Annotated in this window: 30 protein-coding genes; 17 read left to right on the forward strand and 13 right to left on the reverse strand. The window is 66.9% G+C overall.

All coding sequences use genetic code 11. From position 1 onward, the window contains the following. Positions 1-11: 11 nt before the first annotated feature. The 6 genes from rpmH to prmC all read left to right on the forward strand — a co-directional run bounded on the left by rpmH (position 12) and on the right by prmC (position 3453). Positions 12-158: a 50S ribosomal protein L34 gene (gene rpmH / locus L1087_RS08660; protein WP_084584792.1), complete on the forward strand. Its 147-nt coding sequence runs from the start codon at positions 12-14 to the stop codon at positions 156-158. Positions 159-223: 65 nt separating this feature from the next. Continuing rightward, positions 224-496 (forward strand): ribonuclease P protein component, encoded by a 273-nt coding sequence (gene rnpA, locus L1087_RS08665; RefSeq protein ID WP_234558575.1) that lies wholly within the window; start codon positions 224-226, stop codon positions 494-496. Between the two features lie 5 nt (positions 497-501). After that, positions 502-750 carry a membrane protein insertion efficiency factor YidD gene (gene yidD, locus L1087_RS08670; protein ID WP_038040007.1) on the forward strand — a complete coding sequence of 83 codons (249 nt, stop codon included), beginning with the start codon at positions 502-504 and terminating at the stop codon, positions 748-750. Beyond that, positions 747-2039: a YidC/Oxa1 family membrane protein insertase gene (locus tag L1087_RS08675; RefSeq protein WP_234558520.1), complete on the forward strand. Its 1293-nt coding sequence runs from the start codon at positions 747-749 to the stop codon at positions 2037-2039. Before yidD ends, L1087_RS08675 begins: the two co-directional genes overlap by 4 nt. Before the next feature lie 9 nt (positions 2040-2048). Next, entirely contained in the window at positions 2049-2633 is a 585-nt protein-coding gene (locus L1087_RS08680) for a Jag family protein (RefSeq protein WP_038040010.1), read from the forward strand. Further along, positions 2596-3453 carry a peptide chain release factor N(5)-glutamine methyltransferase gene (gene prmC, locus L1087_RS08685; RefSeq protein ID WP_234558522.1) on the forward strand — a complete coding sequence of 286 codons (858 nt, stop codon included), beginning with the start codon at positions 2596-2598 and terminating at the stop codon, positions 3451-3453. Before L1087_RS08680 ends, prmC begins: the two co-directional genes overlap by 38 nt. Here the strand turns inward: prmC and L1087_RS08690 are convergent. Both L1087_RS08690 and lptB read right to left on the reverse strand, forming a co-directional pair. After that, the gene (locus L1087_RS08690; RefSeq protein WP_234558523.1) at positions 3361-4788 is read right to left on the reverse strand and encodes a DUF3084 domain-containing protein; all 1428 of its coding nucleotides are present in this window, start codon (positions 4786-4788) and stop codon (positions 3361-3363) included. The genes prmC and L1087_RS08690 overlap by 93 nt on opposite strands. Positions 4789-4791: 3 nt before the next feature. Then, entirely contained in the window at positions 4792-5520 is a 729-nt protein-coding gene (lptB, locus tag L1087_RS08695) for an LPS export ABC transporter ATP-binding protein (protein ID WP_234558525.1), read from the reverse strand. Between the two features lie 54 nt (positions 5521-5574). Between lptB and gltX the strand changes: the two genes are divergently transcribed. From gltX to L1087_RS13220, 5 genes are read left to right on the forward strand one after another with little or no spacing between them, the layout of a single operon-like run. Next, positions 5575-6990, forward strand: a complete 1416-nt coding sequence (gene gltX / locus L1087_RS08700; protein ID WP_234558527.1) for a glutamate--tRNA ligase — start codon at positions 5575-5577, stop codon at positions 6988-6990. Positions 6991-7036: 46 nt separating this feature from the next. Next, the gene (locus L1087_RS08705; RefSeq protein WP_038040021.1) at positions 7037-7477 is read left to right on the forward strand and encodes a hypothetical protein; all 441 of its coding nucleotides are present in this window, start codon (positions 7037-7039) and stop codon (positions 7475-7477) included. Between the two features lie 3 nt (positions 7478-7480). Next, positions 7481-8395 carry a signal recognition particle-docking protein FtsY gene (ftsY, locus tag L1087_RS08710; protein WP_135259947.1) on the forward strand — a complete coding sequence of 305 codons (915 nt, stop codon included), beginning with the start codon at positions 7481-7483 and terminating at the stop codon, positions 8393-8395. 24 nt (positions 8396-8419) lie between these two features. Further along, positions 8420-8548 (forward strand): hypothetical protein, encoded by a 129-nt coding sequence (locus tag L1087_RS13215; protein WP_267964813.1) that lies wholly within the window; start codon positions 8420-8422, stop codon positions 8546-8548. Positions 8549-8608: 60 nt separating this feature from the next. Further along, positions 8609-8959 carry a hypothetical protein gene (locus L1087_RS13220; RefSeq protein ID WP_267964814.1) on the forward strand — a complete coding sequence of 117 codons (351 nt, stop codon included), beginning with the start codon at positions 8609-8611 and terminating at the stop codon, positions 8957-8959. On the opposite strand, the gene L1087_RS08720 is transcribed toward L1087_RS13220, so the two are convergent. Next, on the reverse strand, positions 8956-9105 hold the full coding sequence (locus L1087_RS08720; RefSeq protein WP_167764511.1) for a DUF5522 domain-containing protein: 150 nt from the start codon (positions 9103-9105) through the stop codon (positions 8956-8958). The two genes, L1087_RS13220 and L1087_RS08720, sit on opposite strands and share 4 nt — an antisense overlap. A gap of 30 nt (positions 9106-9135) precedes the next feature. Between L1087_RS08720 and L1087_RS08725 the strand changes: the two genes are divergently transcribed. Continuing rightward, a complete protein-coding gene (locus L1087_RS08725; protein ID WP_038040025.1) occupies positions 9136-9555 on the forward strand; it encodes a disulfide bond formation protein B in 420 nt (139 codons plus the stop codon). Here L1087_RS08725 and L1087_RS08730 read toward each other — a convergent pair. Together L1087_RS08730 and L1087_RS08735 are read right to left on the reverse strand one after the other, a co-directional pair. Next, positions 9543-10268, reverse strand: coding sequence for a hypothetical protein (locus tag L1087_RS08730; RefSeq protein WP_135343193.1), 726 nt, complete (start codon positions 10266-10268; stop codon positions 9543-9545). The two genes, L1087_RS08725 and L1087_RS08730, sit on opposite strands and share 13 nt — an antisense overlap. Positions 10269-10272: 4 nt before the next feature. Further along, entirely contained in the window at positions 10273-12381 is a 2109-nt protein-coding gene (locus L1087_RS08735; protein ID WP_135343192.1) for an ATP-dependent helicase, read from the reverse strand. Between the two features lie 34 nt (positions 12382-12415). Here L1087_RS08735 and L1087_RS08740 point away from each other — a divergent pair, with 34 nt between their 5' ends. Further along, on the forward strand, positions 12416-13312 hold the full coding sequence (locus L1087_RS08740) for a phosphohexomutase domain-containing protein (RefSeq protein WP_234558528.1): 897 nt from the start codon (positions 12416-12418) through the stop codon (positions 13310-13312). Then, the gene (locus L1087_RS08745) at positions 13309-14262 is read left to right on the forward strand and encodes an MBL fold metallo-hydrolase (RefSeq protein ID WP_234558529.1); all 954 of its coding nucleotides are present in this window, start codon (positions 13309-13311) and stop codon (positions 14260-14262) included. The genes L1087_RS08740 and L1087_RS08745 overlap by 4 nt, the downstream gene beginning before the upstream one ends. A gap of 10 nt (positions 14263-14272) precedes the next feature. Here L1087_RS08745 and L1087_RS08750 read toward each other — a convergent pair whose 3' ends face one another. The 4 genes from L1087_RS08750 to L1087_RS08765 form a co-directional block, all read right to left on the reverse strand. After that, entirely contained in the window at positions 14273-15148 is an 876-nt protein-coding gene (locus tag L1087_RS08750; RefSeq protein ID WP_038040032.1) for an HD domain-containing protein, read from the reverse strand. A 116-nt stretch (positions 15149-15264) separates the two neighbouring features. Then, positions 15265-16086: an enoyl-CoA hydratase/isomerase family protein gene (locus L1087_RS08755; protein WP_038040033.1), complete on the reverse strand. Its 822-nt coding sequence runs from the start codon at positions 16084-16086 to the stop codon at positions 15265-15267. A gap of 1 nt (position 16087) precedes the next feature. Beyond that, the gene (locus tag L1087_RS08760; protein ID WP_038040035.1) at positions 16088-16795 is read right to left on the reverse strand and encodes a phosphorylase family protein; all 708 of its coding nucleotides are present in this window, start codon (positions 16793-16795) and stop codon (positions 16088-16090) included. 11 nt (positions 16796-16806) lie between these two features. Then, positions 16807-17436: an ABC transporter ATP-binding protein gene (locus L1087_RS08765; protein WP_135343186.1), complete on the reverse strand. Its 630-nt coding sequence runs from the start codon at positions 17434-17436 to the stop codon at positions 16807-16809. 48 nt (positions 17437-17484) lie between these two features. Here L1087_RS08765 and L1087_RS08770 point away from each other — a divergent pair, with 48 nt between their 5' ends. Then, positions 17485-18135 carry a Crp/Fnr family transcriptional regulator gene (locus L1087_RS08770; RefSeq protein ID WP_234558530.1) on the forward strand — a complete coding sequence of 217 codons (651 nt, stop codon included), beginning with the start codon at positions 17485-17487 and terminating at the stop codon, positions 18133-18135. Positions 18136-18159: 24 nt separating this feature from the next. After that, positions 18160-18891: a 2-phosphosulfolactate phosphatase gene (locus L1087_RS08775; RefSeq protein ID WP_234558531.1), complete on the forward strand. Its 732-nt coding sequence runs from the start codon at positions 18160-18162 to the stop codon at positions 18889-18891. On the opposite strand, the gene L1087_RS08780 is transcribed toward L1087_RS08775, so the two are convergent. The 4 genes from L1087_RS08780 to L1087_RS08795 are packed head-to-tail and all read right to left on the reverse strand — an operon-like array spanning position 18888 to position 22625. After that, the gene (locus tag L1087_RS08780) at positions 18888-19814 is read right to left on the reverse strand and encodes a hypothetical protein (RefSeq protein ID WP_234558532.1); all 927 of its coding nucleotides are present in this window, start codon (positions 19812-19814) and stop codon (positions 18888-18890) included. The two genes, L1087_RS08775 and L1087_RS08780, sit on opposite strands and share 4 nt — an antisense overlap. Positions 19815-19816: 2 nt before the next feature. Next, entirely contained in the window at positions 19817-21130 is a 1314-nt protein-coding gene (locus L1087_RS08785) for a dipeptidase (protein ID WP_234558533.1), read from the reverse strand. Next, positions 21127-21825: a heat shock protein transcriptional repressor HspR, fused homodimer type gene (gene hspR, locus L1087_RS08790; protein ID WP_234558534.1), complete on the reverse strand. Its 699-nt coding sequence runs from the start codon at positions 21823-21825 to the stop codon at positions 21127-21129. The genes L1087_RS08785 and hspR overlap by 4 nt, the downstream gene beginning before the upstream one ends. 41 nt (positions 21826-21866) lie before the next feature. Beyond that, complete coding sequence (locus L1087_RS08795; protein ID WP_167764509.1) at positions 21867-22625, reverse strand: IclR family transcriptional regulator; 759 nt, start codon at positions 22623-22625, stop codon at positions 21867-21869. A 98-nt stretch (positions 22626-22723) separates the two neighbouring features. Between L1087_RS08795 and aceB the strand changes: the two genes are divergently transcribed. After that, positions 22724-24286: a malate synthase A gene (gene aceB / locus L1087_RS08800; protein WP_234558535.1), complete on the forward strand. Its 1563-nt coding sequence runs from the start codon at positions 22724-22726 to the stop codon at positions 24284-24286. Positions 24287-24345 lie beyond the last annotated feature (59 nt).

Raw genomic sequence — 24345 nt, forward strand, 5'->3', positions numbered from 1 at the left:
GAGGGAAATGGATGAAAAGGACCTGGCAACCCAACCGGAGGAAGCGGGCCAAAACCCACGGCTTCCGGGCCCGCATGAGGACCCCAGGCGGCAGGCGGGTGCTGAAACGGCGTCGGCAGAAGGGCCGCTGGCGCCTTACGCCCAAGGTGAGCGGTTAAGCCCGAAGCCCCCCGCCACGGGGGGCAAGCTGCTTTCCCTCAAGGGGAACTGGGCTTTCCAGCGCCTGCGCAAGGGACGCGCGGGCCGGGGTCGTTTTGTGAACGTGAAGTGGTTGCCCGCCGGGGAGCTTCGTGTGGGCATTGTGGTGTCCAAAAAGGTAGGCAAAGCGGTGGTGCGCAACCGCATCAAGCGCCGCCTGAGGGAGATCCTCCGCCGCCTCCACCTGCCCAAGGCCCACCTCCTGGTGATCGCAAGCCCCGAAGCCCGGGAGGCCACCTTCGCCGAGCTCTTCCAGGACCTCATCCGCACCCTCAAGAAGAGCGGGCTGATACAATAGGCGGCGTGCGCGGCTTACTCATCCTTCTGGTCAAGGCTTACCGCAGGTTCATTTCCCCCCTGAAGCCCAAGACCTGCCGCTTCCACCCCACCTGCTCCGCCTACGCCCTCGAGGCCCTGGAACGCCACGGGGCCCTTTGGGGCAGCTACCTGGCGGCAAGGCGCATCCTAAAGTGCCACCCCCTCCACCCCGGAGGGCTGGACCCCGTCCCCCTGGTCTTTCCGCCCAGGAAGGCGAAGGAGGGCCTCCGATGAGGCGGCTTTGGGCTCTCCTTCTCCTCCTCGTGCCCGCGCTGGCCCTCGAGGCGGGCTTCAAGGACCAGGACATCAACGGGGACGGGGTGCCGGAAAAGATCGCCGTCACCAACCTCATGGACCTGGCCTTCAACGAAAAGGGTCAGGTGGTGGGCTGGTACGTGAAGACCTACAAGGGCACCGCCTTCAACGACTACACCCGGGCCCCCAACCTCTCGGCGGGCGGCCCCGTGGTGGCCCCGGAGGGGTTCACCCCGGAAAAGGCGGAGTTTCTGGTGGAGGATGGCCGCCTCCTGGCCCGCTTCCATGGGCAGGAGGGCACCCTCACCTACCGCATCGAGAAAGGCCGCTACACCGTGGAGATCCGCGCCGACTTCCCCCTAAGCCTGAAGCTCTCGGCCCAGGGCACCCCCAAGGTGCTCATGGAGGGGCAGAAGGAACCCATCCCCAGCGGGGAAGGCGCCTTGCGCTACCTGGCCTGGCAAACCAAGCCCAAAGCGGGCTACGCCCTGGTGGCCTTCGCCCAAGGACCCCTTTCGGGAAAGCTGGTGGGGAAGGAAGCCACCCTTACCCTAGCGCCCGGAGAGGCACTGAAGGTCTACGGAGGCCAGAACGAGCTGGTGCGCTTCCACGTGGAAGGCCTTCTCTCCCTGCCCGGCCTCTTTACCCCCAACATCTGGGGCCAGCTCTCCTTGGGCCTCCTCTGGCTCATGGAGACCGCCTTCCGCTACACGGGGAGCTGGGGGTTGGCCATCCTCTTCCTCACCCTGGTGGTGCGCCTCCTCCTTTGGCCCCTCATGCACCAGCAGTTCAAGAGCATGGCGGAGATGCAGCGCCTCCAGCCCCTCATCCAGAAGATCAACGAGAAATACAAGGACGACCCCAACAAGCGGGCAGAGGCCACCATGAAGCTCTACCAGGAGCACAAGGTGAACCCCGCCGCCGGGTGCCTGCCCCTTTTCATCCAGATGCCCATCCTCTTCATCCTCTGGAAGGTGATCGCCAACTACGAGTTCGGCCAAGGCCTCCTTTGGATCCCCGACCTGGCCCTGCCCGACCCCTTCTACGTTCTCCCCGCCCTTTACGTGGCCTCCACCTTCCTCTCCACCTGGCTCTCCGCCCACGGGAACAAGGACCTCATCCGCCAGAGCCTTTTCATGAACCTCATCTTCATCTTCCTGGTCCTCCAGTTCCCCTCGGGGGTGACCCTCTACTGGGTGCTCTCCAACCTCATCGGCTTGGTACAGCAATGGCTCATTAACCGAAGCCTTAAGCTCTTGGTGGCGTAAACTGGGGGCATGGAGAAGAAAAAGAGCATCGACGACCTCCTCTCCGACCTGGGCGTGCTGGAGGAGGCCCCGGTGGAGGTGGGGCTCAAGGAGGCGGGAAAAGAGTCCCGCCCCAAAGGGCCAAAGGAGGTGCTAGAGGAGTTCTTGGTGGGCCTCCTCCTGCGCCTGGACCCGGCCCACTACGTGGAGATCCGCCAGGAGGGCAACCTCCTCAAGGCGGAGGTCAAGGGTGGAGACCTAGGCCGCTTCATCGGCAAAGAGGGGCGCACCCTAAAGGCGGCCGAATACCTGGCGGGGGTAGTCCTGGCCAAGCACTTCGGCGGGGCCTACCGGGTGGTCTTGGACGCTGCTGGCTACCGCAAGCGCCAGGAGGAGAAGATCCGCAAGATCGCCGAAGACGCCGCCCTAACCGTGGAGATGACGGGCGAGCCCCTGCACCTCCCCCCCATGCGTCCCTCGGAACGGCGCATCGTCCACATGCTTCTCAAGAACCACCCCAAGGTAACCACGGAAAGCCAGGGGGAGGGGGAGGCGCGGCACGTGGTGGTCTATCCCCGTGATCAGGCTCCTCCGGGAACTACAGGCGAGGCTTAGGACGGCGGGGCTTCCCGAGGGCGAGGCCCTGGACCTCCTAGCCAAGGCCTCGAGGCTTTCCCGCAAAGACCTGCTCCTGCGGCTTGCCCAACCCCCTCCCCCTGGCACAGCGGAACGGGCCTTGGCCCTCTTGGAAAAACGCCTCACGGGCTACCCCCTGCAGTACCTCCTGGGGGAGGTGGAGTTTTTCGGCCTCCCCCTGAAGGTGGCGGAGGGAGTCCTCATCCCCCGGCCCGAGACCGAGGGCCTGGTGGAGTTGAGCCTAAGCCTCCCCTTGCCCGAAAGGCCCCGCCTCCTGGACGTGGGCACGGGCACGGGGGCCATCGCCCTGGCCCTAAAAAAACACCTCCCGGAAGCCCAGGTGTGGGCCACAGACACCGATCCCAAGGCCCTGGCCTTAGCCCGGGAGAACGCCAGCAGGCTGGGACTTGAGGTCACCTTTCTCCAGGCTCCCCTCACCGGCGGGGTGAAGGATCTGGACCTCATCGTCTCCAACCCCCCCTATCTGCCCGAGGCGTACCGGACCCAGGCTCCCCAGGAGCTGGCTTTTGAAAGCCCCCAGGCCCTCTATGCGGGAAGGGAAGGGCTGGATGTGGCCCGGCCCCTGGCCGAGGAGGCGGCGGAAGCCCTCAGACCGGGAGGCTTCCTCCTCCTGGAGCTGGCCCCGGAGAACGTGGGCCTCCTGGCGGAGGAGCTTAAGGCCAGCGGATGGGCAGATGTGGAGGTGCTACGGGACCTTTTGGGTCGGGACCGGTACCTCCGGGCCCGGAGGCCCCCCCAGGAGCTGGAAGGAAAGGAGGGGCCTTTCCGTGGTCCATAGATCCTTGGCCGCCACCACCCCCACCCGCACCACCCCCCGTCTCCCCTGAAGGAGGGAAAGCCCCCGGGCCAGCTCCTCAGGGGAGGGGAAGGTGGCGTACTCCGGGGCGTACCCCGCCTGCAAAAGCTTCTGCCGCACAGCCTCTCCCAGGGCCTCGAGGACCTCCTGGTTGCGGGCTGGGGTGGAAAGGAGAACGGTGCGTGCGGCCAAAACCTCCCCGGCGGCAAAGGCCTTGCGCTCGGGATAAAAGCGCACCCGCACCAGAAGCCTCCCCTCCCGGTACCCCGCCCCCTCCAGCACCGCAAGCCCCGGGCCCAGGGGAAGGTCCAGAAGCTCCACCCCCCGGAAGCCCTGGAGAAGAGCTCGGCGCTCGGCCACCCGTTCTAGAGCCTCCTTCCCCTCCTCCATCCCCAGGCGCACCTCCCCCAGGTAGAGGCCCTGGCTCAAGCGCAATAGGCTTTGGGCCAGCTGGCTCCTCTCCCCTTGGAGCACCTCCGCCTGCACCAGAAGGTTCCTCACCCGTTCCTCCGTCTGGCGAAGCTCCTCCCGGGCCCGGCTGAGGCTAAGCTTCAAGGCCTCCACCTCCTGGGCTAAGGCCTGGCGTTGCCGCCGGGCTTCCTCCAGGCGGGCAAGGGCCTGAAGCACCTCCCCCTGCAGGCGCCTCCTTTCCTCGCTAAAACGAGCCTTCTCCGCCTCCGCCCGCCGGACTGCCTCCTGAAGGGCGGTAAGACGCTCTTCCAAGGCCTTAAGCTCCCGGGCCTTTGCCGAAAGTTCCGCCGTTTTGTCCGCCAGCTCCCGGCTCCTTTCCTCCAGAAGCCGGGCCAGGGTCTGGCGCTCCGCCTCGAGGGCCGCCCGCTTCTTAGCCAGGGTCTCCTGTTCCCCTTCCAGGGCCTTCAGCTGGGAAGCCAGGGCCTCGGCTTCCTCCTCCAGGCGCTTCTTCACGGCACCAGCCTGCTCCAGGGCCTGGATCAGGGTTTTCCTTTCCTCCCTAAGGGCGTTGAGCTCCGCCAAAGCCCTACTGGCCTCGGCCTCCATGGCCGCCTTGGCCTCCAGGAGGACCTGCCGCTCCCTCCTAAGTTGGTCCCGCTCGGCCCGGATGGCCTGGGCCTCGAGGATCACCTCCCGGGCCTCCCGGAACACCAGGAGAAACCCCAGGTAGCTGAAAAGGGCGATCCCCACCCCCGTGAAGACCGCCACCAGGGTGGCCGTCTGCCGGGGCCTTAGGCCAAAAAGGCGGTAGTGGCGCTTCCCCGCCCACTTGGCCACCCTGTCCCCCAGGTAAGCCACTAAAGCAGAAAGGAGGAGGATCAGGATGAGGAGGGCCCAGAAGGTCATGGCTCAGAGCTCGTAGTCCTCGCCCAGGTAGTGCCGCCTCACCCCCTGGTCCCGGGCGAAGGTCTCGGGGTCGCCGTGGAAGAGGATCTCTCCGTCGTACATCACGTACACCCGGTCGGTGATGGCCAGGGTTTCCCGCACGGAGTGGTCAGTGATGAAGACCCCTACCCCCCGCCTTTCCCGGAGCTCGGCGATGACTTTTTGGATTTCCCTCACGTTTTTGGGGTCCACCCCGGTAAAGGGCTCGTCCAGGAGGATGAAGTCCGGGTTGGTGGCCAGGGCGCGGGCCATCTCCAGCCGGCGCCTTTCCCCGCCAGAGAGGGCGTAGGCCATGCGGTCCTTGAGGTGGTAGATGGCCAGCTCCTCCAGTAATGCCTTGGCCTTTTCCAGGCGCTCCGCTTTGGAGAGGGGCTGAAACTCTAGGACGGCCAAGAGGTTCTCCAAGACCGTCATGCGGCGGAAGGCAGAGGGCTCTTGGGGCAGGTAGCCGAGGCCCAGCTGGGCGCGGCGGTACATGGGCAGGCGGCTCACCTCCTGCCCCTTCAGGAAGATGCGCCCTCCCGTGGGCCTGATGAAGCCCACCATCATGTAGAAGGTGGTGGTCTTGCCCGCCCCATTGGGGCCGAAGAGGGCCACGATCTCCCCCCGCTTAAGGCTTAAGTCCACCCCCCGCACCACCTCCTTGGGGCCGTAACGCTTGCGCAAACCCTGGGCCAGAAGCTCCCCGTCCATTGCTCCTCAGCCTAAGGCCCCGTCTTTAGGCGCGGATGAGATAATGGGCGAGGTATGGTGGTGACCCGCATCGCCCCAAGCCCCACGGGGGACCCCCACGTGGGCACGGCCTACATCGCCCTCTTCAACTACGTCTGGGCCAAGAAGAACGGGGGCCGCTTCCTGGTGCGCATCGAGGACACCGACCGCACCCGCTACGTGCCGGGGGCGGAAGAGCGCATCCTGGCCGCCCTTAAGTGGCTCGGCATCCCCTACGATGAAGGGCCGGACATCGGGGGGCCTAGGGGCCCTTACCGGCAGTCGGAAAGGCTTCCCCTTTACCGCCAGTACGCCGAGGAGCTCCTGAAGCGGGGGTGGGCCTACCGGGCCTTCGAGACCCCAGAGGAGCTGGAACAGATCCGCAAGGAAAAGGGAGGCTACGACGGCCGCGCCCGCCACATCCCCCCCGAGGAGGCCGAGGAAAGGGCAAAAAGGGGCGAGCCCCACGTGATCCGCCTGAAGGTGCCGAGGCCCGGGAGTACAGAGGTAAAGGACGAGCTCCGGGGGGTGGTGGTCTACGACAACGCTGAGATTCCCGACGTGGTCCTCCTCAAGTCCGACGGCTACCCCACCTACCACCTGGCCAACGTGGTGGACGACCACCTCATGGGGGTAACGGATGTGATACGGGCCGAGGAGTGGCTGGTCTCCACCCCCATCCACGTCCTGCTCTACCGGGCCTTCGGTTGGGAGGTGCCCAAGTTCTACCACATGCCCCTTTTGCGCAACCCCGACAAGACCAAGATCAGCAAGCGGAAGAGCCACACCTCCTTGGAGTGGTACAAGGCGGAGGGCTTCCTGCCCGAGGCTTTGCGGAACTACCTGGCCCTCATGGGCTTTTCCATGCCCGATGGGCGGGAGATCTTCACCCTCGAGGAGCTCATCCAAGCCTTCAGCTGGGAGCGGGTCTCCCTGGGGGGACCGGTCTTTGACCTGGAGAAGCTCCGCTGGATGAACGGGAAGTACATCCGCGAGGTGCTCTCCTTAGAGGAAGTGGCGGAAAGGGTCAAGCCCTTTTTGGAGGCCGCGGGGTACTCCTGGCCGAGCGAGGCCTACCTCCTGCGGGCCGTAGAGCTCATGCGCCCCCGGTTTGACACCCTAAAGGAACTTCCGGAAAAGGCCCCTTACCTCTTCCGCGAGGACTACCCGCTTTCGGAAAAGGCCCTGGACAAGCTGCGGGAGGGCCTTCCCCTCCTGCGGGAGGTGAGGCCCCTCCTCGAGGCCCAGGAGGACTGGAGCGAGGCCGCCTTGGACGGCCTCCTTCGGGGCTTCGCCCAGGAGCGGGGCCTGAAGCTGGGCCAGGTGGCCCAGCCCCTGCGGGCCGCCCTCACGGGGAGCCTGGAAACCCCGGGGCTTTTTGAGATCATGGCCCTTCTGGGGAAGGAGCGGGTGCTCTCGCGGCTGGCGCGGGTCCTGGGGGACCGCCCCTGAAAGGCTGTAAGTGAAAAGCAGCGCAAAAGGGGCTATACTGTTTCCCATGAGGCGCCTTCTTGTCCTTCTGGTGCTTCTTTTTGGTTTAGCGAGCGCGCAAAGCGCCATACAGATGCGCTTCGGCTACGGGGAGGGCTTGGGCCTCACCTTCGGAGCGGGGGTGGAAAGCCGCCTCCGGCAGAACCTCTCCGGCCGCCTCACCGCCGAGCTTTCCCCCGCGGCCCCGGGGGTGGCCCTCGAGGCCGCCCTCCTCTTCAAGCCCGACCTGGGCCAGTACGACCCCACCCTGGCGGGCCTCCTGCCCTACTTCGGCGGGGGCCTGGGGGCGTTGGTGGGGCCGAGCCTTACCGCTGGGGTGAGCTTCACCATGGGGCTGGAAGGGCTTTTGGACCCCTTCACCGGGCTTTTCGCTGAAGGCGCCTACGTCTACGGCTTCGCCGACTTCCCCAAGGTGTGGCGCTTCGCCTTGGGGGTGAACTTCCGGTAGTCCATGGGCTTCTTTGACCGCCTCAAAGCCGGCCTCTCCAAGACCCGGGAAAAGCTCCTCAGGGCCGTCCCCTGGGGAGCCGACCCCGAGGAGGTCTTGGAGGAGCTGGAGATGGCCCTCCTGGCCGCAGACGTGGGCCTGGCCGCCACCGAGGAACTTCTGGCCGAGGTGCGGGCCTCCGGGCGGAAAGACCTGAAGGAGGCGGTCAAGGAGAAGCTCGTCCAGATGCTAGAACCGGACGAGCGCCGGGCCACGCTCCGCAAGCTGGGCTTCCGCCCGCAGGCTCCCAAACCCGTGGAGCCCAAAGGCCACGTGGTCCTGGTGGTGGGGGTGAACGGGGTGGGCAAGACCACCACCATCGCCAAGCTGGGCCGCTACTACCAGGGCCTGGGTAAGAAGGTCATGTTCTGCGCCGGGGACACCTTCCGCGCCGCGGGGGGAGCTCAGCTTTCCGAGTGGGGGAAGCGCCTCGGCATTCCGGTCATCCAGGGCCCAGAAGGCGCCGACCCCGCCGCCCTGGCCTTCGACGCCGCCCAGGCCCGCAAGGCCCGGGGCCTAGACCTCCTCTTCGTGGACACCGCCGGGAGGCTCCACACCAAGCACAACCTCATGGAGGAGCTCAAGAAGGTGAAGCGGGCCATCGCCAAGGCCGACCCCGAGGAGCCCAAGGAGGTCTGGCTGGTGCTGGACGCCGTCACCGGGCAAAACGGCCTGGAACAGGCCAAGCGGTTCCACGAGGCCGTGGGCCTCACGGGGGTCATCGTCACCAAGCTGGACGGCACCGCCAAGGGCGGGGTGCTGGTGCCCATCGTGCGCACCCTCAAGGTGCCCATCCGCTTCATCGGGGTGGGGGAAGGCCCGGACGACCTCCAGCCCTTTGACGCCGAGGCCTTTGTGGAAGCCCTGCTGGAGGCCTAAGTGCCCCTCCATTATCCTTGCCCCATGCCAGCCCCTCTGCGCATCCACCTGAGTCCTGAGGAAGACGCCCAGCTGCGGGAACTGGAGACCAACCCCGTGGTGCCCCACAAGGTGCGCCGCCGCGCCCAGGCCGTCCGCCTGGCGGCCCAATGATGGACCGCCCCCCGCATCCCCGGCCACCTGGGCCCGGACCGCACCCTGCTGGCGGAAGCCTTGGAGGGACGGTTCTTCACCCGCTTCCATCCGGGGACGGTGCGGCGGAGGCTCCTGGCCCTGGGGTACCGGTGGGGGCGAATGCGGTACGTGCCGGTGGAGACGGTGTGGCGGCGGGTGAAGGGGTGGTTGCTGCCGCGACGGTACTACGGGAGCGTGGGGGAGGTGAGGCGAGGGGTGGAGGAGGCGTTGAGGAAACTGCAGGAGCGCCTGGAGAGGGAAGTGGGGCAAAGTCTATGCATGGCTACTTCGGTGCCCGCACGCAAAGGTTGCCCCACCGGCCAAAGCCAAAGCGACGCGCTCATGGCCTTTTTGGGGCCCCCGTCGTGGCGCAAGCCACGACGGGGTTAAGCCTCTTCCTCCTCCTTCCCGCGCCAGGGGCAATGGCGGCACCCTGAGCCACAGCAGTAGCCCCGCTTGCGGTGGTAGGCCTCGGTGAAGACCATCCGCCCCTCCTCCCAATAGAAGTCCTCGCCCTCCACAAGCTCTTCCCTCATAAGGAGCAGTTTAGGGGTATGCTGGGACCGATGCGGCGCGGCTCCCTCATCTTGGCCTTCGCCTGGCTGGTGGCCCTGGTGGCCACCTTGGGAAGCCTCTACTACTCCGAGGTGCGCCTTTTCCTGCCCTGCGAGCTCTGCTGGTACCAGCGCATCTTCATGTACCCGCAAGCGGTGATCCTGGGCCTGGCCCTTTGGCGGCAGGATTTTGCCATATGGCCTTACAGCCTGGCCCTTTCCCTCATCGGGGGCGGATTCAGCACCCTACATCTCCTGGAACAGCGCTTCCCCGACCTCTTCACCCTGGCCTGCAAGCCTCCGGTGCCCTGCTCGGTGGAGTACATCCCCCAGTTCCCCATCCCCCTGCAGGCCCTCATCGCCTTCGCCCTTATCGCCCTCAGCATGGGGTTCCTGGCCAGGGAGGTCCGGCGGGCGGGTCAGAGGGGGTAGCCGAGGCCCTCGAGGACCGCCCGCACCCTATAGCCCAGGAGGTCCTCCGGAGGGTAGACCACCTGCACCCTTTCCCAGACTCCCTTCTCCACCGGGGCCAGGGCCACCAGGGCGTGGAAGGGCTGGAGTACGTCCAGGCTAAGCCGTCCTCCCGCATAGAGGAGAAGGTCCACCTTCAAGGAAAGGGCCCTGGCCTCCTCCGGCCTTAGGGCCACGTGCCCCCGGGCCCGCTCCGGCAGGCGGGCCAAAAAGCTATCCCCTTCGGCGAAGCTTAAGGCCACCACGGAAACCTGGGCCAGGGGCCTGAGGAAAGGGACCAGGGAGGGCCGTAAGGGCCCAAGCCATAGCCCCCTGGCCCCGGGGAAGTGGGCGGAGAGAAACCGCTCCAGGGCCACCCCTTCCGTGTACTGCCCGGCCACCCCCCCCACCCGGGGCAGCAAAAGGTCCACAAGCCCCGCCTCCCGGGCCTCTGCCTCCAGGAAAAGGCCTGGGGCCACGTCCTGAGGAGGCGGCAAGGCCTCCCCTAACACCGCCCCTGCCAGGCCCAGGGGGGCCAGGCAAGCAAGCACCTTCCAGGGATCCTCCGTCTCCACGGGGTAGGGGAAGAGGGGAAGCCTGGCCGTGGCCACCTCGGCCACCAGGCGGTCAAACAGGGGAGAAGGCGCCCGGTGGAGAAAGATCAAGGGACGGACTTTCTGATACTCCGGGCGCACGGCTTCACCCCACGGGCCTCAGGTCGGCGTACTTGAGGGAAAGCCGCTTCAGGCCCACCCCCTCAAAGTGCACCGTGACCTCGTCCCCGCTGGCCGCCACCACGGTGCCCTGGCCGAAGCGGGGGTGGATCACCTTCTCCCCACCCCTATAGGCCCCTGGCTTGGGCTTGGAGGCCCGGGCTTCACTGGGGGCAGGGGAAGGGGAAACCGTGGCCGAGGCCCGGTAGGGGTCGTACTCCTCGTAAAGCCCTCCCTCCACTTCCTCCAGGAAACGGCTTGGCCGGGTAGCCTCCGTGCGCCCGTAGATCTCCCGCTCCTCGGCGTAGGAAAGGTAAAGCCTCTCCTGGGCCCGGGTCACCCCCACGTAGAAGAGGCGGCGCTCCTCCTCCAGGCCCTCCAGGGTGTTCACCGAGGAGCGGTGGGGCAAAAGCCCTTCCTCCACCCCCACCACGAAGACCACGGGAAACTCCAGCCCTTTGGCGTTGTGCAGGGTCATGAGGGCCACCTTGCCCTCGGGCTCCCCCGGCTCCTCCGCCCGGGCGGTGAGGGCCACCTTGTCCAAAAACTCCATAAGACCCTCTGCCTCCTTGGCCGCCCGGAGAAGCTCTTCCACGTTCTCCAGGCGGTCCTCGTGATCCTCAGGGTAAGCCTCCCGCAGGTAAGCGGGGTAGTCCGTGGCCAAAAGGAGGTGGCGGAAAAAGCCCTCCGCCGGTCCAAAGGCCAGTTCCTGGAGCTCCTCCATCAGGGCCAGGAAGTGGCGCAAGGGGGCAGGGCGGGGCAGAACCTCTGCCGCCACCTTGAGGGCCTCAAAGAGGGGAAGCCCCTTTTCCCTGGCAATGGCCTCCACCTTCTCCACCGTGGCAGGACCGATCCCCCGAGGAGGGGTGTTCAGCACCCGCTTGAGGCTCACCCCGTCCAAGGGGTTCAGGGCGAGGCGGGCGTAGGCCAGGAGGTCCTTCACCTCCGCCCGTTCAAAGAACCCCACCCCCCCCACCACCCGGGCTGGAACCCCCCGGGAGGCCAGGGCCTGCTCCAGGAGGCGGCTTTGGGCGTTGGTGCGGTAGAGGACCGCCACCCGGTCGAAGGGAGGCCCCAAACGCAGGATCTCTTCGGCCACGAACCGGGCCTCGTCCCGGGCATCCCGGGCCCGGTATAGGCGAACGGGCTCCCCCCCGGGTTTCACGGGCCTCAAGGTCTTTTCCAGGCGCAGGGCATTGTTCACGATGAGGGCGTTGGCAAAACGCAGGATGGCCTCGGTGGAGCGGTAGTTCTCCTCGAGGCGGTACACCTTGGCCCCGGGGAAGTCCCGGGTAAACTCCAGGATGTTCTTGATGTCTGCGGCGCGGAAGGAGTAGATGCCCTGGTCCGGGTCGCCCACGGCCATGAGGTTGGCCTCCTCCCCCGCCAGGAGCTTGGTGAGGCGGTACTGGACGGGGCTCGTGTCCTGGTACTCGTCCACGTGGATGAAGCGGGCCCGCTTCCTGACCCGCTTCAAGACCTCCGGGTCCCCTTCCAGAAGGCGCAGGGCATAGAGGAGGATGTCCCCGAAGTCCAAGGCCCCCTGGGCCTTGAGGGCCTCCTCGTAGCGCTTCAGCACATCCAAAAGCCTCCCCCGGCTCAGCCCGGCGTAGTAGTCGGGAAGCTCCGAAAGCAGGGACTCGGGGGCCTCCCCCCGGTTCTTGGCCCGGTCTAAGAGGCCCTTGATGGGCCCGGGGCGTGCAGCAAGCCCCAGCTCCTTTAGCACCTCCTTCAGGAGGGCGGTCTGGTCGTCCTCGTCGTAGACCACAAACCCCGGCCTCAACCCCACCCTCTCCCCGTAGACCCTCAGAATCCGCAAGGCGGCGGAGTGGAAGGTGGCCACCCAAAGCTCCCCTGCCCCTTTCACCATCCGCCTAAGGCGCTCCTTCATCTCCTCAGCGGCCTTGTTGGTGAAGGTGACCGCCAGGATCTCCGAGGGGAAGACCCCTCGCCGGGCCATGAGGTAGGCCACCCGGTGGACCACGGTGCGGGTCTTGCCGCTGCCCGCTCCCGCCACCACCAAGGCCGGCCCCTCAAAGTGCAAGACCGCCTGGCGCTGGGCTTCGTTCAGGGAGTGGAGGAGCTGGTCGTCCACGGGGGAGAGTGTACCACGGGGTAGACTCTAGGGCATGGAGCTCTACCCCACGCAGGATGGCTTCCTGGGAGAGATCGCCAAGGGTTTCACCTTCGCCGCCGTGGCCCGGCTGGCGGCGGGCTTTGGCGCAAGGGTGCAGGAAGAGGGGCTTGGACGGGTGGTGGTGGCCCACGACGCCCGCTTCCTGGCGGGGGAGATGGCGGAGGAGGCGGCGGGGGTGCTTGCGGGGTTGGGCCTGGAAACCTACCTGCTCCGAGGCCCCGCCCCCCTCCCCCTGTTCGGCTTCGCCCTCGAGGAGCTGGGGGCCGCGGGCTTCTACCTCTCCGCGGGCCGCAGGCCCGCCCGCTACCAGGGGGTGAGGCTCCGCCTGGGAGCGGGCCATCCCCTCGCCCCGGAGGGGGTTCTCCTGCCCGAGGAAGCCCCGGAGGCCCGAGGCGGCTTCCAGGTCCTGGACCGCAAAAAGGCCTACGTGGAGCGCCTGGCCCAGAGCGCTGGGGAAGGGCTTGGGGCCAAGGCGGGGGTGGTCTACCTGGACACCCTGGGCGGGGCGGGCGGGGGGCTGATGCCCCTTGCCTTCAAGCGCCTGGGCCTTGGGGCGGAGCTTAGGGAGCTCCACCCCCTCCCCCACCCCCTCTTCTACGGGGTGGACCCCGACCCCAAGCCGGAAAACCTTTCCACCCTCCTCGCCCTCATGAAGGCGGTGGAACCCCCGGCGGTGGGCTTCGCCCTGGACGGGGATGCGGACCGCCTGGCCGTGGTCCTGCCTGGGGGGGAGGTGCTCCCTCCAGAGGAGGTCTTGGCCCGCCTGCAGGAGGCCCTAGGGGGCCTCGAGGTGGAGGCGGACGGGGAAGGCGGCTTCCGCTTCCCCTGGCACCTGAAGGAAAAAGACCCCTTCCTGGCCGCCCTCTTCCTCCTCAAGGTCCTCCTATGAAGCAGCTCCTCCCTGGACTTTACCTCCTCCCCGTACCCATCCCCTACCCCTTGAAGACGGTGAACCTCTACCTCCTGAAGGGCCAAGGGGAGGTGGCTCTGGTGGACACCGCCCTGGGCACCCGCACCGCCCGGGGCACCCTGGAGCTCTACCTGGCAGAGCTCGGCCTTTGCTTCCAGGATGTGAAGGCCGTCCTCCTCACCCACCACCACCCCGACCACTACGGCCTGGCGGGCTTTTTCGAGGGGCTTGGGGCAAGGGTTTACCTGCACGAGGAGGAGCTTTCCCGGGGCCACCGCTTCTGGCTCCACCCTGAGGCCTTTGAGGAGGCAAGCTGGCGGCTTTTCCGGGAGCACGGCACCCCCGAGGAGGCCCTTTGGGGCATCCGGGAAACCATGGCCAAAACCCGGGAGCGGGTCCATCCTCCCCAAAATCCTGCGCCCCTGAAGGACGGGGAGGTGTTGGAGGTGGCCGGCAAGAAGCTCAGGGTCATCTGGACCCCTGGCCATGCGGATGGGCACGTGGCCTTCTTTTTGGAAGAGGAAGGAATCCTCCTGGTAGGGGACGCCCTCTTGGAACGGGTCTCCCCCAACGTGGGCCTTTGGGCCTACACCCGGGAAAACCCCTTGAAGGACTTCCTCGCCTCTTTGAAGCGCCTAGAGGAGGTCCCCGCGCGGATAGCCCACGCCGGCCACTTCGGCCCCATCCCGGACGTGGCCCAAAGGGCCCAGGAACTCGTCGCCCACCACGAAGAGCGCCTTTCGGCCCTCCTCACCCACCTGGAAGGCCCCAAGACCGCCTGGGAACTCTCCCTGAAGCTCTTCCCCCAGGAGCTGGACGCCGCCGGGAGGCGCTTCGCCTTCGCGGAAACCCTGGCCCACCTGGAGTACCTGCGCCAGGAAGGGGAGGTGGACCGGGAAGGCCCCCCCTACCGCTACTTCCGCAGGTGAGGCCTGGGGCTCAGTCCAGCACGAAGCGGTCCTCGCTTTCATGGAGGCGCACCCGGTGGACGATGCGCTGGTCCTGGCCCCCGTTCCCCTCGGTCATGGCCACCACGCTCACGTAGGGCCGCAAGGGGCTTCGCAACACCTTCTTGGTGAGGGTTTCCTCCACCTGGAAGATGCCCGCGGAGTTGTTCATGGTGACCTGGATCTCCACGGGCGTCTTCTCCCCCTTCAGGATGCGCACCTCGTCCACCGCCAAGGCGCTGATGGAATGGATGTCAATGCTTCCCAGGGCAAAGGCCTTCCGCCCCCGGCCCTTGGTGATGTCGGTGCCGTCGGCCACGGCGGTGACCCCTGCCTCAATGGTCAAGGGCTCAGGGGAAAGGTCATGGCTGTAAATGCCGTGAAGGATGAGGGCCCTAAGGGCCGTGCGTTGTTCGGGGTCGGGGTAAATCTTCTCCAGGATGCGGTTCAGGATGGGTAGGGCCAGGGTGACGCCAAAGGCCTCATGGTGGTCCCGGTGCACCTGGTTGCCCAGGTCGTGGAGCATGGTGGCAAGGAGGACCACCACGTAGGCGTCCTCCAGCTCCCCGGCCCCCGACTCCACGGTGTCCAAGCGCACCCCGGCCTCGCTCAAGAGGGAGAGGATGGCCACGCTGGCCGCCCCCGTGAGGAGGGCATGGACCCGGCCATGGTCGTTGTAGCCCAGCTTGCGCATGGTGAGGTAGTTGGCCATGTTCCACCCAGCCCGGGCCTCGGGGTCTTGGATGAGGAGCTCGTAGGCCTTAAGGGCTCTGGGAAAGGCCTTTAGACGCTCGCGAATGGACTGGTCGGCCTCGGCGTACAGCTTGGCCTTGGGGCTGGCAACGTGGACGATGCGCTCCCCCGTCATGGGCAATTTCACATTACACCACACTCCGGATGGCCATACCTACCCAACACCCTCATACGCCTAAAAGAAGCCAGAGGGTGAAGCCCAAGCCCCTCCCCAAGGGAAAGGGCTTACCCTTACTCTCCCTTGAAGTTCGGCGCCCGCTTCTCCAAAAAGGCCCGCACCCCTTCCTTCATGTCCTCGGTGGCGGAGGCGTAGCCGAAAAGGTCGGCCTCGATCTCCAGGGCCTCCGCCAGGTCCAGCCCCTCGCCCCGCACCACGCTCTCCTTGGCCAGGGCCAGGGCGATGGGGGCGTTTTTCAGGATCTGCCGGGCGAGCCTTTTCGCCTCCTCGAGGGCGTCCTCCGCCACGCGGTTCACCAACCCCAAGGCGAGGGCTTCTTCCGCGGACACGTGCCGCCCGGTGAAGATGAGGTCCAGAGCCCGCCCCCGCCCGATGAGGCGGGGAAGGCGCTGGGTGCCGCCGAAGCCAGGAATGAGGCCTAGACCCACCTCAGGCAGGCCCAGCTTGGCGCCCTTGGCGGCCACCCGCAGGTCGCAGGCCAGGGCCAGCTCCAGCCCGCCCCCCAGGGCATACCCGTTGATGGCGGCGATGGTGGGCAGGGGCAAGGCGGCGATCTCGGCGAAGACCTGCTGGCCCAAAAGGGCATATTCCCGGGCCATGAAGGGGTCTTTGAGGGCGGCGATCTCCTTTAGGTCCGCCCCGGCGGCGAAGGCCTTGCCCTCCCCGGTGAAGATGGCCACGCGGGCCTCGGGGTCTTGGTGGATGACCTCGGCCACCTCCGCCAGCTCCTGGAGAAGGTCTTGGGAAAGGGCGTTCAGGGCCTCCGGCCGCCTTAGGGTCACCAGGGCGATGCCCTCCTCCACCTCGTAGGAAAGGTGCTCGAACTCGGGGATCTCCAGGATGAACTCGTGCTCGCCTTCGTGCTCGTGGGCCATGCTACACCTCCAAAAGGGCCTCGAGGGCCACCTCCACCATCCGCCTTACGCCTTCTTGCAAAACCTCAGGCGGAGCCAACTCCGGGTCGCCGATGCGGTTGGAAACCGTGAGGATGGCTCCCGCCCGCACCTTCCGCATCTTACCCAGGAGGAAGAGGGCGCTGGCCTCCATCTCAAAGGCCAAGACGCCAAAACGGGCCCAGGCCTTGGCCCCTTCCGGGGTGGTGGCGTAGAAGGCGTCCTCCGTGGCCACCAGGCCCACGTGGTGGGGAAAGCCCTTCTCTTCCGCCTTCCGCCAAAGGGCCCGAAAGAGTTCGGCGTCGGGCACGGGAGCGTAGGGACGGCCCTCCAGGTACTGCCGGGTGGCCCCGTCTAGGGGCACCGCCCCCTGGGCGATCACCAGGTCCCCCGGGGCTAGGGCTTCGTCCACCGCCCCACAGGTGCCGACCCGGAGAAGCACCCTGGCCCCCAGGCTCACCAGCTCCTCGGCCACGATGCTGGCCGAAGGGGCCCCCATGCCCGTGGTCTGCACGGAAACCGGCACCCCCCGGTACCAGCCAGTAAAGCCCAGAAGGCCCCGGTAGGAGGTGTAGAGCCGGGGTTCCTCCAGGAAGGTGGTGGCGATCCACTCCGCCCGCCCCGGGTCCCCGGGCAGGAGCACCCTTTCTGCCACCTCTCCCTTCTTGCCCCGCACGTGGATGGGACCCATACCGCCCCATTTTAAAGCCGTAAGATGGGAAGCCCTTCCACCAAGGCCTCGTCGTGGGTGGAGAAGAGAAGAGCTGCCCCCACCTCCCTGGCCAACTCCCGCATGAGCCTGAGCACCTCCTTGGCCTGGGTGCGGTCCAGGCTGGCCGTGGGCTCATCGGCCAAAAGAAGCCTGGGGCGAAGGTACAGGGCCCGGGCCACCGCTACCCGCTGCCGTTCCCCACCCGAAAGCCTCTGGGGCAGGAAATCCGCCCGTTCCCTAAGGCCCAGCCGGGCAAGGAGCCCAAGGGCAAGGGCCCGGTCCACCCGGCCCGCCAGGTAGCCGGGGGCCAGGACGTTTTCCAAGGCGGTGAGCTCCGGGAAGAGAAAGTGGTGCTGGAAGACAAGACCCATAAAGCGAAGCCGCCTCCTGGCCAAAACCCCCTCGGGAAGGCCCCGGATGGGGATTCCCTCCCAGTACACCTCGCCCTCCTGCAGGGAAAGAAGGCCCGCCAGGAGGTGGAGGAGGGTGGTCTTGCCGCTTCCCGAGGGCCCTAGGATGGCCAGGGCCTCCCCGGGGCAGAGCCTTAAGGAAACCCCCCGGAAAAGATCGCCGTTCCCATAGGAGAATCCAAGGTCTATGGCCTCCAAGACCGGGTTCACCCTCTCATCCTCTAGGCAAAAGATGAAGCCTCGGTTAGAGTAAGGCCGATGCCGGCATCCCCTCTTTTCCAGGATATGGGCCCGGAGGAAGTCCTTCTGGCCCGCTCCTACTTCCAGCCCCTGACCTACCCCAAGGGCAAAGCCATCTTCCACCAGGGGGATCTGGGCCAGGCCCTTTACCTGGTGGAGGAGGGCCGGGTGCGCCTCTACCGCACCCACCTGGGGGGCCAGGAGAAGATCCTGGGGTTCCTGGGGCCCGGAGAGGTCTTCGGGGAGATGAGCCTTTTGGACGGAGGGGAACGGAGCGCCAGTGCCGTAGCCGAGGAGGACACGCTCCTCCTAGCCCTTTACCGGGAGGCCTACCTTGGGCTCATCCGCCGCCTCCCCCTCTTCGCCCACAACCTGGCCCGCATCCTGGCCCACCGCCTGCGGGAACTCAACTTGGAGCTGGACCTCATGGCCTTTGAGGAGGCGAGGAGCCGGGTAGCCTACGCCCTCTTAAAGCTCCTTCGTCAGGGGCACGGGCCCCACTTCCAGCTCCGCCACCAGGACCTGGCGGCCTTGGCCGGGGTGAGCCGGGAAACCACTACCCGGGTCCTCCACGAGCTCAAAGACCAAGGCGTCCTGCGGCTTTTTTCAGGGGCGTTGGAGGTGGTGGACCCCGGGCTTTTAGAGGAGGTGGCCTTTGGTCTTCTTTGAAGAAACCGAGTCGGAGGACCCTCCATGCGCTTGAAGGTGGATGTTCTTCCCGCGGAGGAGCTGGTCTACCCCGATGTGGTGTTGGTGGTGGACGTGATCCGCTCCACCACCACCGCCGTCTGCCTCCTGGAGGCGGGGGCGGAAGCCCTGTACTGGGTCCCCAGCCTCGAGGCCGCCCGGGCCTTCAAGGATGCCGACGTCCTCTTGGCGGGGGAAGTGGGGGGGTTAAAGCCCCCAGGGTTTGACCTGGGCAACTCCCCCCGGGAGGCCCTCGAGGCCCCGGTGGGCGGCAAGACCGTGGTGATGAGCACCACCAACGGCACCAAGGCTGCCCACGCGGCCGCCAAGACCGCCAAGCACGTCCTTTTGGCCTCCCTCTTTAACGCCCACGCCGCCGCCCGCCTGGCCCGGGAGCTGGCCACGGAGGAGGTGGCCATCCTCTGCGCCGGCAAGGAGGGGCGGGTGGGGCTGGACGACCTCTACACCGCCGGGGTGCTGGCGGAGTACCTGGGGCTTTTGGGGGAGGTGGAGCCCGAGGACGGGGCCCGGATCGCCCTCTCCGTGAAGCGGGCCTACCAGGACCCCTTGGAGGCCCTCTCCCTCTCCGCGGCGGCCCAGGCCCTGAAGGCGGTGGGCCTCGAGGCCGACGTGCCCCTCTGCGCCCAGGTGGCCAAAAGCGCCGCCGTGCCCCTCCTCACGGGCCGGGTGGGGGAGGCCCTCATCTTCAAGAAGGCCCACCCGGGGCAGGCGGGCTAGGGGAAAAGCCTAGGGACCAGCCGGACCGCCACCCCCATGCCCAAAAGCTCCACCAGGGCTTGGAGGACGATGGCCAGAGGGGCAAGCCCCATCCCCTCCGGCAGGGCCAGGGCCAAGGGCAGGACCAGGAAGGAGTTGCGCGTGCCCAGGCTGAAGGCCAGCGTCCGCCCCGCCTTGGCCTCGAGGCGGAAAAGGTGGGCCAGGACCCAGGCCAGGCCCAGGGCCAGGAGGAGGTAGAGGGCGAAGAGGGCCAGGAGGCCCCCCAGGTGGGCCCGGAGCCCGGGGAGGTAGCCCGCGTGCCCCAAGGCCACCAGGAAGACCACCAGGGCCAAAAGGGGCACCGGCCAGGAGGCGGTCCGGGCGGCCAGGGCGGGCCCCAAGGAGCGGGCCTGGAGGAGGAGGGCGAGGAGGAGGGGCAGGAGGACCACCAGGGCCGCCTTCCCCAGGGAGGCCGCCGGGAGTCCCTCCACCCCCCCTCCCAGGAGGGCGAGGTAAAGGGGCAGGAGGAGGAGCTGGAGGAAGAGGTTCAGGGGGGTGAGGGCTAGGGCCCGGGCCACATCCCCCCAGCCCAGGTGAGCGAAGGCCAAAAACCAGTCGGTGCAGGGCACGAGGAGGACCAAGGCCACCCCCAGGCGCAGGCCCGGATCGGGGGGCAGGAGGGGGAGCAGGCCGAAGACCAGAAGGGGGACGAGGAGGAAGTTGCCCACAAGGCCCGCCAGGAGAAAGCCCCGGTCGCGGAAGGCCCGGCGCAAGGCCAAGAGGGGCACCTGGAGGAAGGTGGCGAAGAGGAGGGCCGCCAGGGCGGGCCACAGGAGGACCTCCCCCCAGGGGGCCAGGGCGGGAGCCCCGAGGCCCAAGGCCGCCCCCAGGAGGGCTGCCCCCAGGTAGAGGGGGAACTGGTGGCGCTCCAGAAGGGCCCTCACCCCTAGCGAGCCCCCGCCAGAAGCCCGTAGAAGCGCCTCAGGGCGGCGATGCCCTTCTCTAGGTTCACCAGGTCAAACTTCTCGTTGGGAGCGTGGAGGTTGTCATCGGGAAGCCCCAGGCCCAAGAGAACCACGGGCGCGTGAAGGGCATCCTGGAGCTCCGCCACCACCGGGATGCTTCCTCCCTCCCGGGTGTACACGGGAGGCCTGCCCCAGACTTCCTCCAGGGCCTTGGCCATGAGGCGCATGGGGGGGCTGAAGGGATCGGTAAGGACCGGCCTGCCCCCGTGGAGGCGAAGGATCTCCATGGCGTAGCCAGGTGGGCAGATCTCCCGCAGGTAGGCCTCCACCTGGCTGGCCACCTCCTCAGGGTCCTGGTCCGGCACCAGGCGCATGGAGAGCTTCATCCCCGCCTCGGCGGGGATCACCGTCTTGGAACCCTCCCCCTGGTAGCCGCCCCAGATGCCGTTGGGGTCCAGGGTGGGCCGGGCCCAAAGCCTTTCCAGCGGGGTGTAGCCCTCCTCCCCCGGCAGGGCCTCCACCCCCAGCTCCCCCTTCAGGAGCGCCTCGTCCAAGGGGGGCCAGAGGCGGCGCTCCTCCTCGGAAACGGGGCGCACCCGGTCGTAGAAGCCGGGGATGAGGACCCTGCCGGTTTCCTCGTCCTTGAGCCGGGCCAGGATCCAGCCCAGGGCCTGGATGGGGTTCGGGGCCACCCCGCCGAAGGCCCCGGAGTGGAGGTCCCGCCTGGCTCCCTTAAGCCGCACCTCCAGGTAGCAGAGGCCCCTCAGGCCGTAGGTGAGGGTGGGGGTGTGGGGGGCGAACATGGCCCCGTCGGAGATGAGGACCACGTCGGCTCGGAGCTTCTCCCGGTGGGCCCGCACGAAGGGGAGGAGGTTTGGGCTTCCGATCTCCTCCTCCCCCTCCACCAAAAACTTCACGTTCACCCGGGCGGAAAGACCCTCCAGGGCCGCCACGTGGGCCCAGAGCTGCCCCTTGTCGTCCGAGGCCCCCCGGGCGTAGACCCGCCCGTCCCGCAGGGTGGGGCTAAAGGGCGGGCTTTCCCAAAGCTCCAGGGGGTCCGGGGGCTGGACGTCGTAGTGGCCGTAGACCAGGACCGTGGGGGCCTTGGGGTCCAGGAGGCGCTCCGCGTAGAGGATGGGGTGGAGGGAGGTCTCGTGGAGCTCGGTGTAGAAACCCCGTTCCTTAAGCCTCTCCGCAAGCCAGAGGGCCGCCTTGCGAACGTCTTCCTTATGGGTTGGGTCGGTGGATACGGAGGGGATGGACAAAAATTCCAAAAGGGGCTCTAGCGCACTCACGCCCCCATGCTACTCCCTTCGGGAAAGGTCTTGCCCTCTTCCAAGAGAAGGAGCTTCAGCCGGGCCACCTCGGCCTCAAACCGGGCCTGCAGGGCCTCGAGCTCCGCCCTGAGCCGCATGATCTCCTCCACCCCCGCCAGGTTCACCCCAAGCTCCTGCGTCAGGCGGCGGATCTCCCTCAGCTTCTCAATGTCCCGCTCCGAGTAAAGCCGGGTCTTCCCACCCGACCGCTTCGGCTTGATCAAACCCTTCCGCTCGTAAAGCCGCAGGGTCTGCGGGTGCATCTCCAAAAGCTCCGCCGCCACCGAGATCACGTACACGGGACGGTCCTTGGGGGAGGGCTTGGCCGTGGCCCCGGGAGGGGGAAGGGCCGGGCGTTCCAGCTCCTCAAAGCGGGCCCCGATCTCCTGCTTCAGCCGGGCCACCTCGGCCTCAAACCGGGCCTGCAAGGCCTCGAGCTCCGCCCTAAGCCGCATGATCTCCTCCACCCCCGCCAGGTTCACCCCAAGCTCCTGCGTCAGGCGGCGGATCTCCCTCAGCTTCTCAATGTCCCGCTCCGAGTAAAGCCGGGTCTTCCCACCCGACCGCTTCGGCTTGATCAAACCCTTCCGCTCGTAAAGCCTCAGGGTCTGCGGGTGCATCTCCAAAAGCTCCGCCGCCACCGAGATCACGTACACGGGACGGTCCTTGTCCATGGCCTTTAGCTCCCTCCGCTAAACCCTCCTAACCAACGTTATTATAAAGCGGGCACAAATCCTAGGCGCAAGGAAGCTTTCCTGGCCGCCTCCACCACCCGGGGAGCCAGGCAGTGAGCCTCCTCCAGGGAAAGGCGGCTGGCGGGAGCAGAGAGGGACAGGGCGGCCACCACCTCCCCCCCGGGGCCGAAGACCGGAGCGGCCACACAGCGGACCCCCAGCTCCCTCTCCTCGTTGTCCAGGGCGTAGCCCTTTCGGCGCACGGTTTCCAACTCCCGCTTCAGGTCCTCGAGGCGAGTGAGGGTGTAAGGAGTGTACGGGGTGAGGGAAAGCCCCTCGGGAATGCCCCGGAAGGCAAGAAGCACCTTCCCCACTCCCGTGGCGTGCAGGGGAGCCCGGCTTCCGGGGGCGGTGAAGAGCCGGACCAGCCTAGCCCCCTCCGCCTGGTCCAGATAAAGGGCCTCCCTTCCCGCCAGCACCGCCAGGTTCACGCTCTCCCCCGTGGCCTGGGCCAGGGCCTCCATCTCGGGGCGCACGGCCTCCAAGAGGTTCTTGCGGAGGTAGGCCTGTCCCACGGTGAAGGCCCGGGGCCCCACCCGGTAGACCCCCCCCTCCTCCTCCACGAAACCCCGGCGGGCCAGGGTCTGAAGCAGGCGGTAAAGGGTGCTCCTGGAAAGCCCCGTGCGCTCGGCCAAGGGGGACAAACCCGCCTCCCCCAGCTCGCTCAAGACTTCCAGCACCCCAAGCCCCCGCTCCAGGGTCTTGACCTCCCCAGGACCTTTTCCTCTGGGTCTAGGCATGGACCCTAGGGTACCAGGCTCCCCAAGATTTTTCAATATACAAAAAAGCATTTTGCTTCTTGACAAACCTCCGCCCCCTCCCTTAGGCTCAGGCCACCATGAAGGGCGTGGAGATCACCAAGGACCATCCCCTCCTGGGGGAAGTGCTCACGGAAGAGGCCCTGAAGTTTGTGGTGGCCCTGCAGAGGGAGTTCGGTCCCGTGCGCAAGGCCCTTTTGGAGCGGCGGAAGGCGCTTTGGGCAAGGTACCAAGCAGGAGAGAAGCCGGATTTTCTGGAGGAGACCGCCTTTGTGCGGGGCGGGAGCTGGCAGGTGGCCGAGACCCCTCCCGACCTCCAGGACCGCCGGGTGGAGATCACCGGGCCCGTGGACCGCAAGATGATCATCAACGCCCTGAACTCCGGGGCCAAGGTCTTCATGGCCGACTTTGAAGACGCCCTCTCGCCCACCTGGGACAACGTCATCCAAGGGCAGAAGAACCTGTATGACGCTGTCCGGCGCCAGATCGACTTTGTGAGCCCCGAGGGGAAGGAGTACAAGCTCAAGGATAAGGTGGCCACCCTCCTTGTCCGGCCTCGAGGCTGGCACCTGGTGGAAAAGCACGTCTTGGTGGACGGGGAACCCATCTCGGCTAGCCTCTTTGACTTCGGGCTTTACTTCTTCCACAACGCCCACGAGCTCGTAAGGCGGGGAAGCGGTCCCTATTTCTACCTACCCAAGCTGGAAAGCCACCTGGAGGCCCGGCTGTGGAACAACGTGTTCAACTTCGCCCAGGACTACGTGGGCCTCCCCCGGGGGACCATCCGGGCCACGGTGCTCATCGAAACCATCCTGGCGGCCTTCGAGATGGAAGAGATCCTCTACGAGCTTAAAGAGCACGCCGCCGGGCTCAACGCCGGCCGCTGGGACTACATCTTCAGCTGCATCAAGAAGTTCGCCACCACCGCCCCCATCTTCCCCGACCGGGCCCAGGTCACCATGACCGTGCCCTTCATGAAGGCCTACACCGAGCTTCTGGTGAAGTCCTGCCACCTCCACGGGGCCCACGCCATCGGCGGCATGGCCGCCTTCATCCCCAGCCGCAAGGACCCCGAGGTGAACGAAAGGGCCTTCCAGCAGGTGCGGGCGGACAAGGAGCGGGAAGCCTCCCAGGGATTTGACGGCACCTGGGTGGCCCACCCCGACCTGGTGCCCGTGGCCATGGAGGTCTTCGACCGCCACCTGGGGGATAGGCCCCACCAGAAGCACGTGAAGCGGGAGGACGTGCAGGTGAGGGCGGAGGACCTGCTGAACTTTGAGGTCCCAGGGGGCAAGGTAACAGAGGCAGGCCTTCGCAACAACATCTCCGTGGCCCTCCAGTACCTGAACCAGTGGCTTCTCGGCAACGGGGCCGCGGCCATCTTCAACCTCATGGAGGACGCCGCCACCGCGGAGATCAGCCGGGCCCAGCTCTGGCAGTGGGTGCACCGGGGGGCCACGTTGGAGGATGGGCGCACCATCACCCCAGAGCTTTACCAAAAGATCAAGGAAGAGGAGCTCGCCAAGCTGGGAGGACGGGAGGTTGGCCGCTATAGGGAGGCCGAGGAGATCCTGGACAAGCTGGTCCTCTCGGAGGAGTTCATTGAGTTCCTGACCCTGGTGGCCTACGACTACATCGACTAGCCCGGCATGCCAAGGGGCGGGCAGGGGCCTGCCCCTTGGCGTAAAGTGGGAAGCAAGGA

This window comes from Thermus tengchongensis, assembly GCF_021462405.1.
Classification (GTDB): Bacteria; Deinococcota; Deinococci; order Deinococcales; family Thermaceae; genus Thermus; species Thermus tengchongensis.

Coding starts and splice junctions, on each gene's coding strand:
- L1087_RS08725 (WP_038040025.1), top strand. CDS start 9,136: ATGCGGCGCGGCTCCCTCATCTTGGCCTTCGCCTGGCTGGTGGCCCTG.
- ftsY (WP_135259947.1), top strand. CDS start 7,481: ATGGGCTTCTTTGACCGCCTCAAAGCCGGCCTCTCCAAGACCCGGGAA.
- L1087_RS08690 (WP_234558523.1), bottom strand. CDS start 4,788: ATGACCTTCTGGGCCCTCCTCATCCTGATCCTCCTCCTTTCTGCTTTA.
- L1087_RS08680 (WP_038040010.1), top strand. CDS start 2,049: ATGGAGAAGAAAAAGAGCATCGACGACCTCCTCTCCGACCTGGGCGTG.
- L1087_RS08675 (WP_234558520.1), top strand. CDS start 747: ATGAGGCGGCTTTGGGCTCTCCTTCTCCTCCTCGTGCCCGCGCTGGCC.
- rpmH (WP_084584792.1), top strand. CDS start 12: ATGAAAAGGACCTGGCAACCCAACCGGAGGAAGCGGGCCAAAACCCAC.
- L1087_RS08705 (WP_038040021.1), top strand. CDS start 7,037: ATGAGGCGCCTTCTTGTCCTTCTGGTGCTTCTTTTTGGTTTAGCGAGC.
- L1087_RS08740 (WP_234558528.1), top strand. CDS start 12,416: ATGGAGCTCTACCCCACGCAGGATGGCTTCCTGGGAGAGATCGCCAAG.
- L1087_RS08745 (WP_234558529.1), top strand. CDS start 13,309: ATGAAGCAGCTCCTCCCTGGACTTTACCTCCTCCCCGTACCCATCCCC.
- aceB (WP_234558535.1), top strand. CDS start 22,724: ATGAAGGGCGTGGAGATCACCAAGGACCATCCCCTCCTGGGGGAAGTG.
- L1087_RS08795 (WP_167764509.1), bottom strand. CDS start 22,625: ATGCCTAGACCCAGAGGAAAAGGTCCTGGGGAGGTCAAGACCCTGGAG.
- L1087_RS08720 (WP_167764511.1), bottom strand. CDS start 9,105: ATGAGGGAAGAGCTTGTGGAGGGCGAGGACTTCTATTGGGAGGAGGGG.
- L1087_RS08750 (WP_038040032.1), bottom strand. CDS start 15,148: ATGACGGGGGAGCGCATCGTCCACGTTGCCAGCCCCAAGGCCAAGCTG.
- gltX (WP_234558527.1), top strand. CDS start 5,575: ATGGTGGTGACCCGCATCGCCCCAAGCCCCACGGGGGACCCCCACGTG.
- L1087_RS08775 (WP_234558531.1), top strand. CDS start 18,160: ATGCGCTTGAAGGTGGATGTTCTTCCCGCGGAGGAGCTGGTCTACCCC.
- hspR (WP_234558534.1), bottom strand. CDS start 21,825: ATGGACAAGGACCGTCCCGTGTACGTGATCTCGGTGGCGGCGGAGCTT.
- L1087_RS08760 (WP_038040035.1), bottom strand. CDS start 16,795: ATGGGTCCCATCCACGTGCGGGGCAAGAAGGGAGAGGTGGCAGAAAGG.
- L1087_RS08770 (WP_234558530.1), top strand. CDS start 17,485: ATGCCGGCATCCCCTCTTTTCCAGGATATGGGCCCGGAGGAAGTCCTT.
- L1087_RS08755 (WP_038040033.1), bottom strand. CDS start 16,086: ATGGCCCACGAGCACGAAGGCGAGCACGAGTTCATCCTGGAGATCCCC.
- L1087_RS13215 (WP_267964813.1), top strand. CDS start 8,420: ATGCCAGCCCCTCTGCGCATCCACCTGAGTCCTGAGGAAGACGCCCAG.
- lptB (WP_234558525.1), bottom strand. CDS start 5,520: ATGGACGGGGAGCTTCTGGCCCAGGGTTTGCGCAAGCGTTACGGCCCC.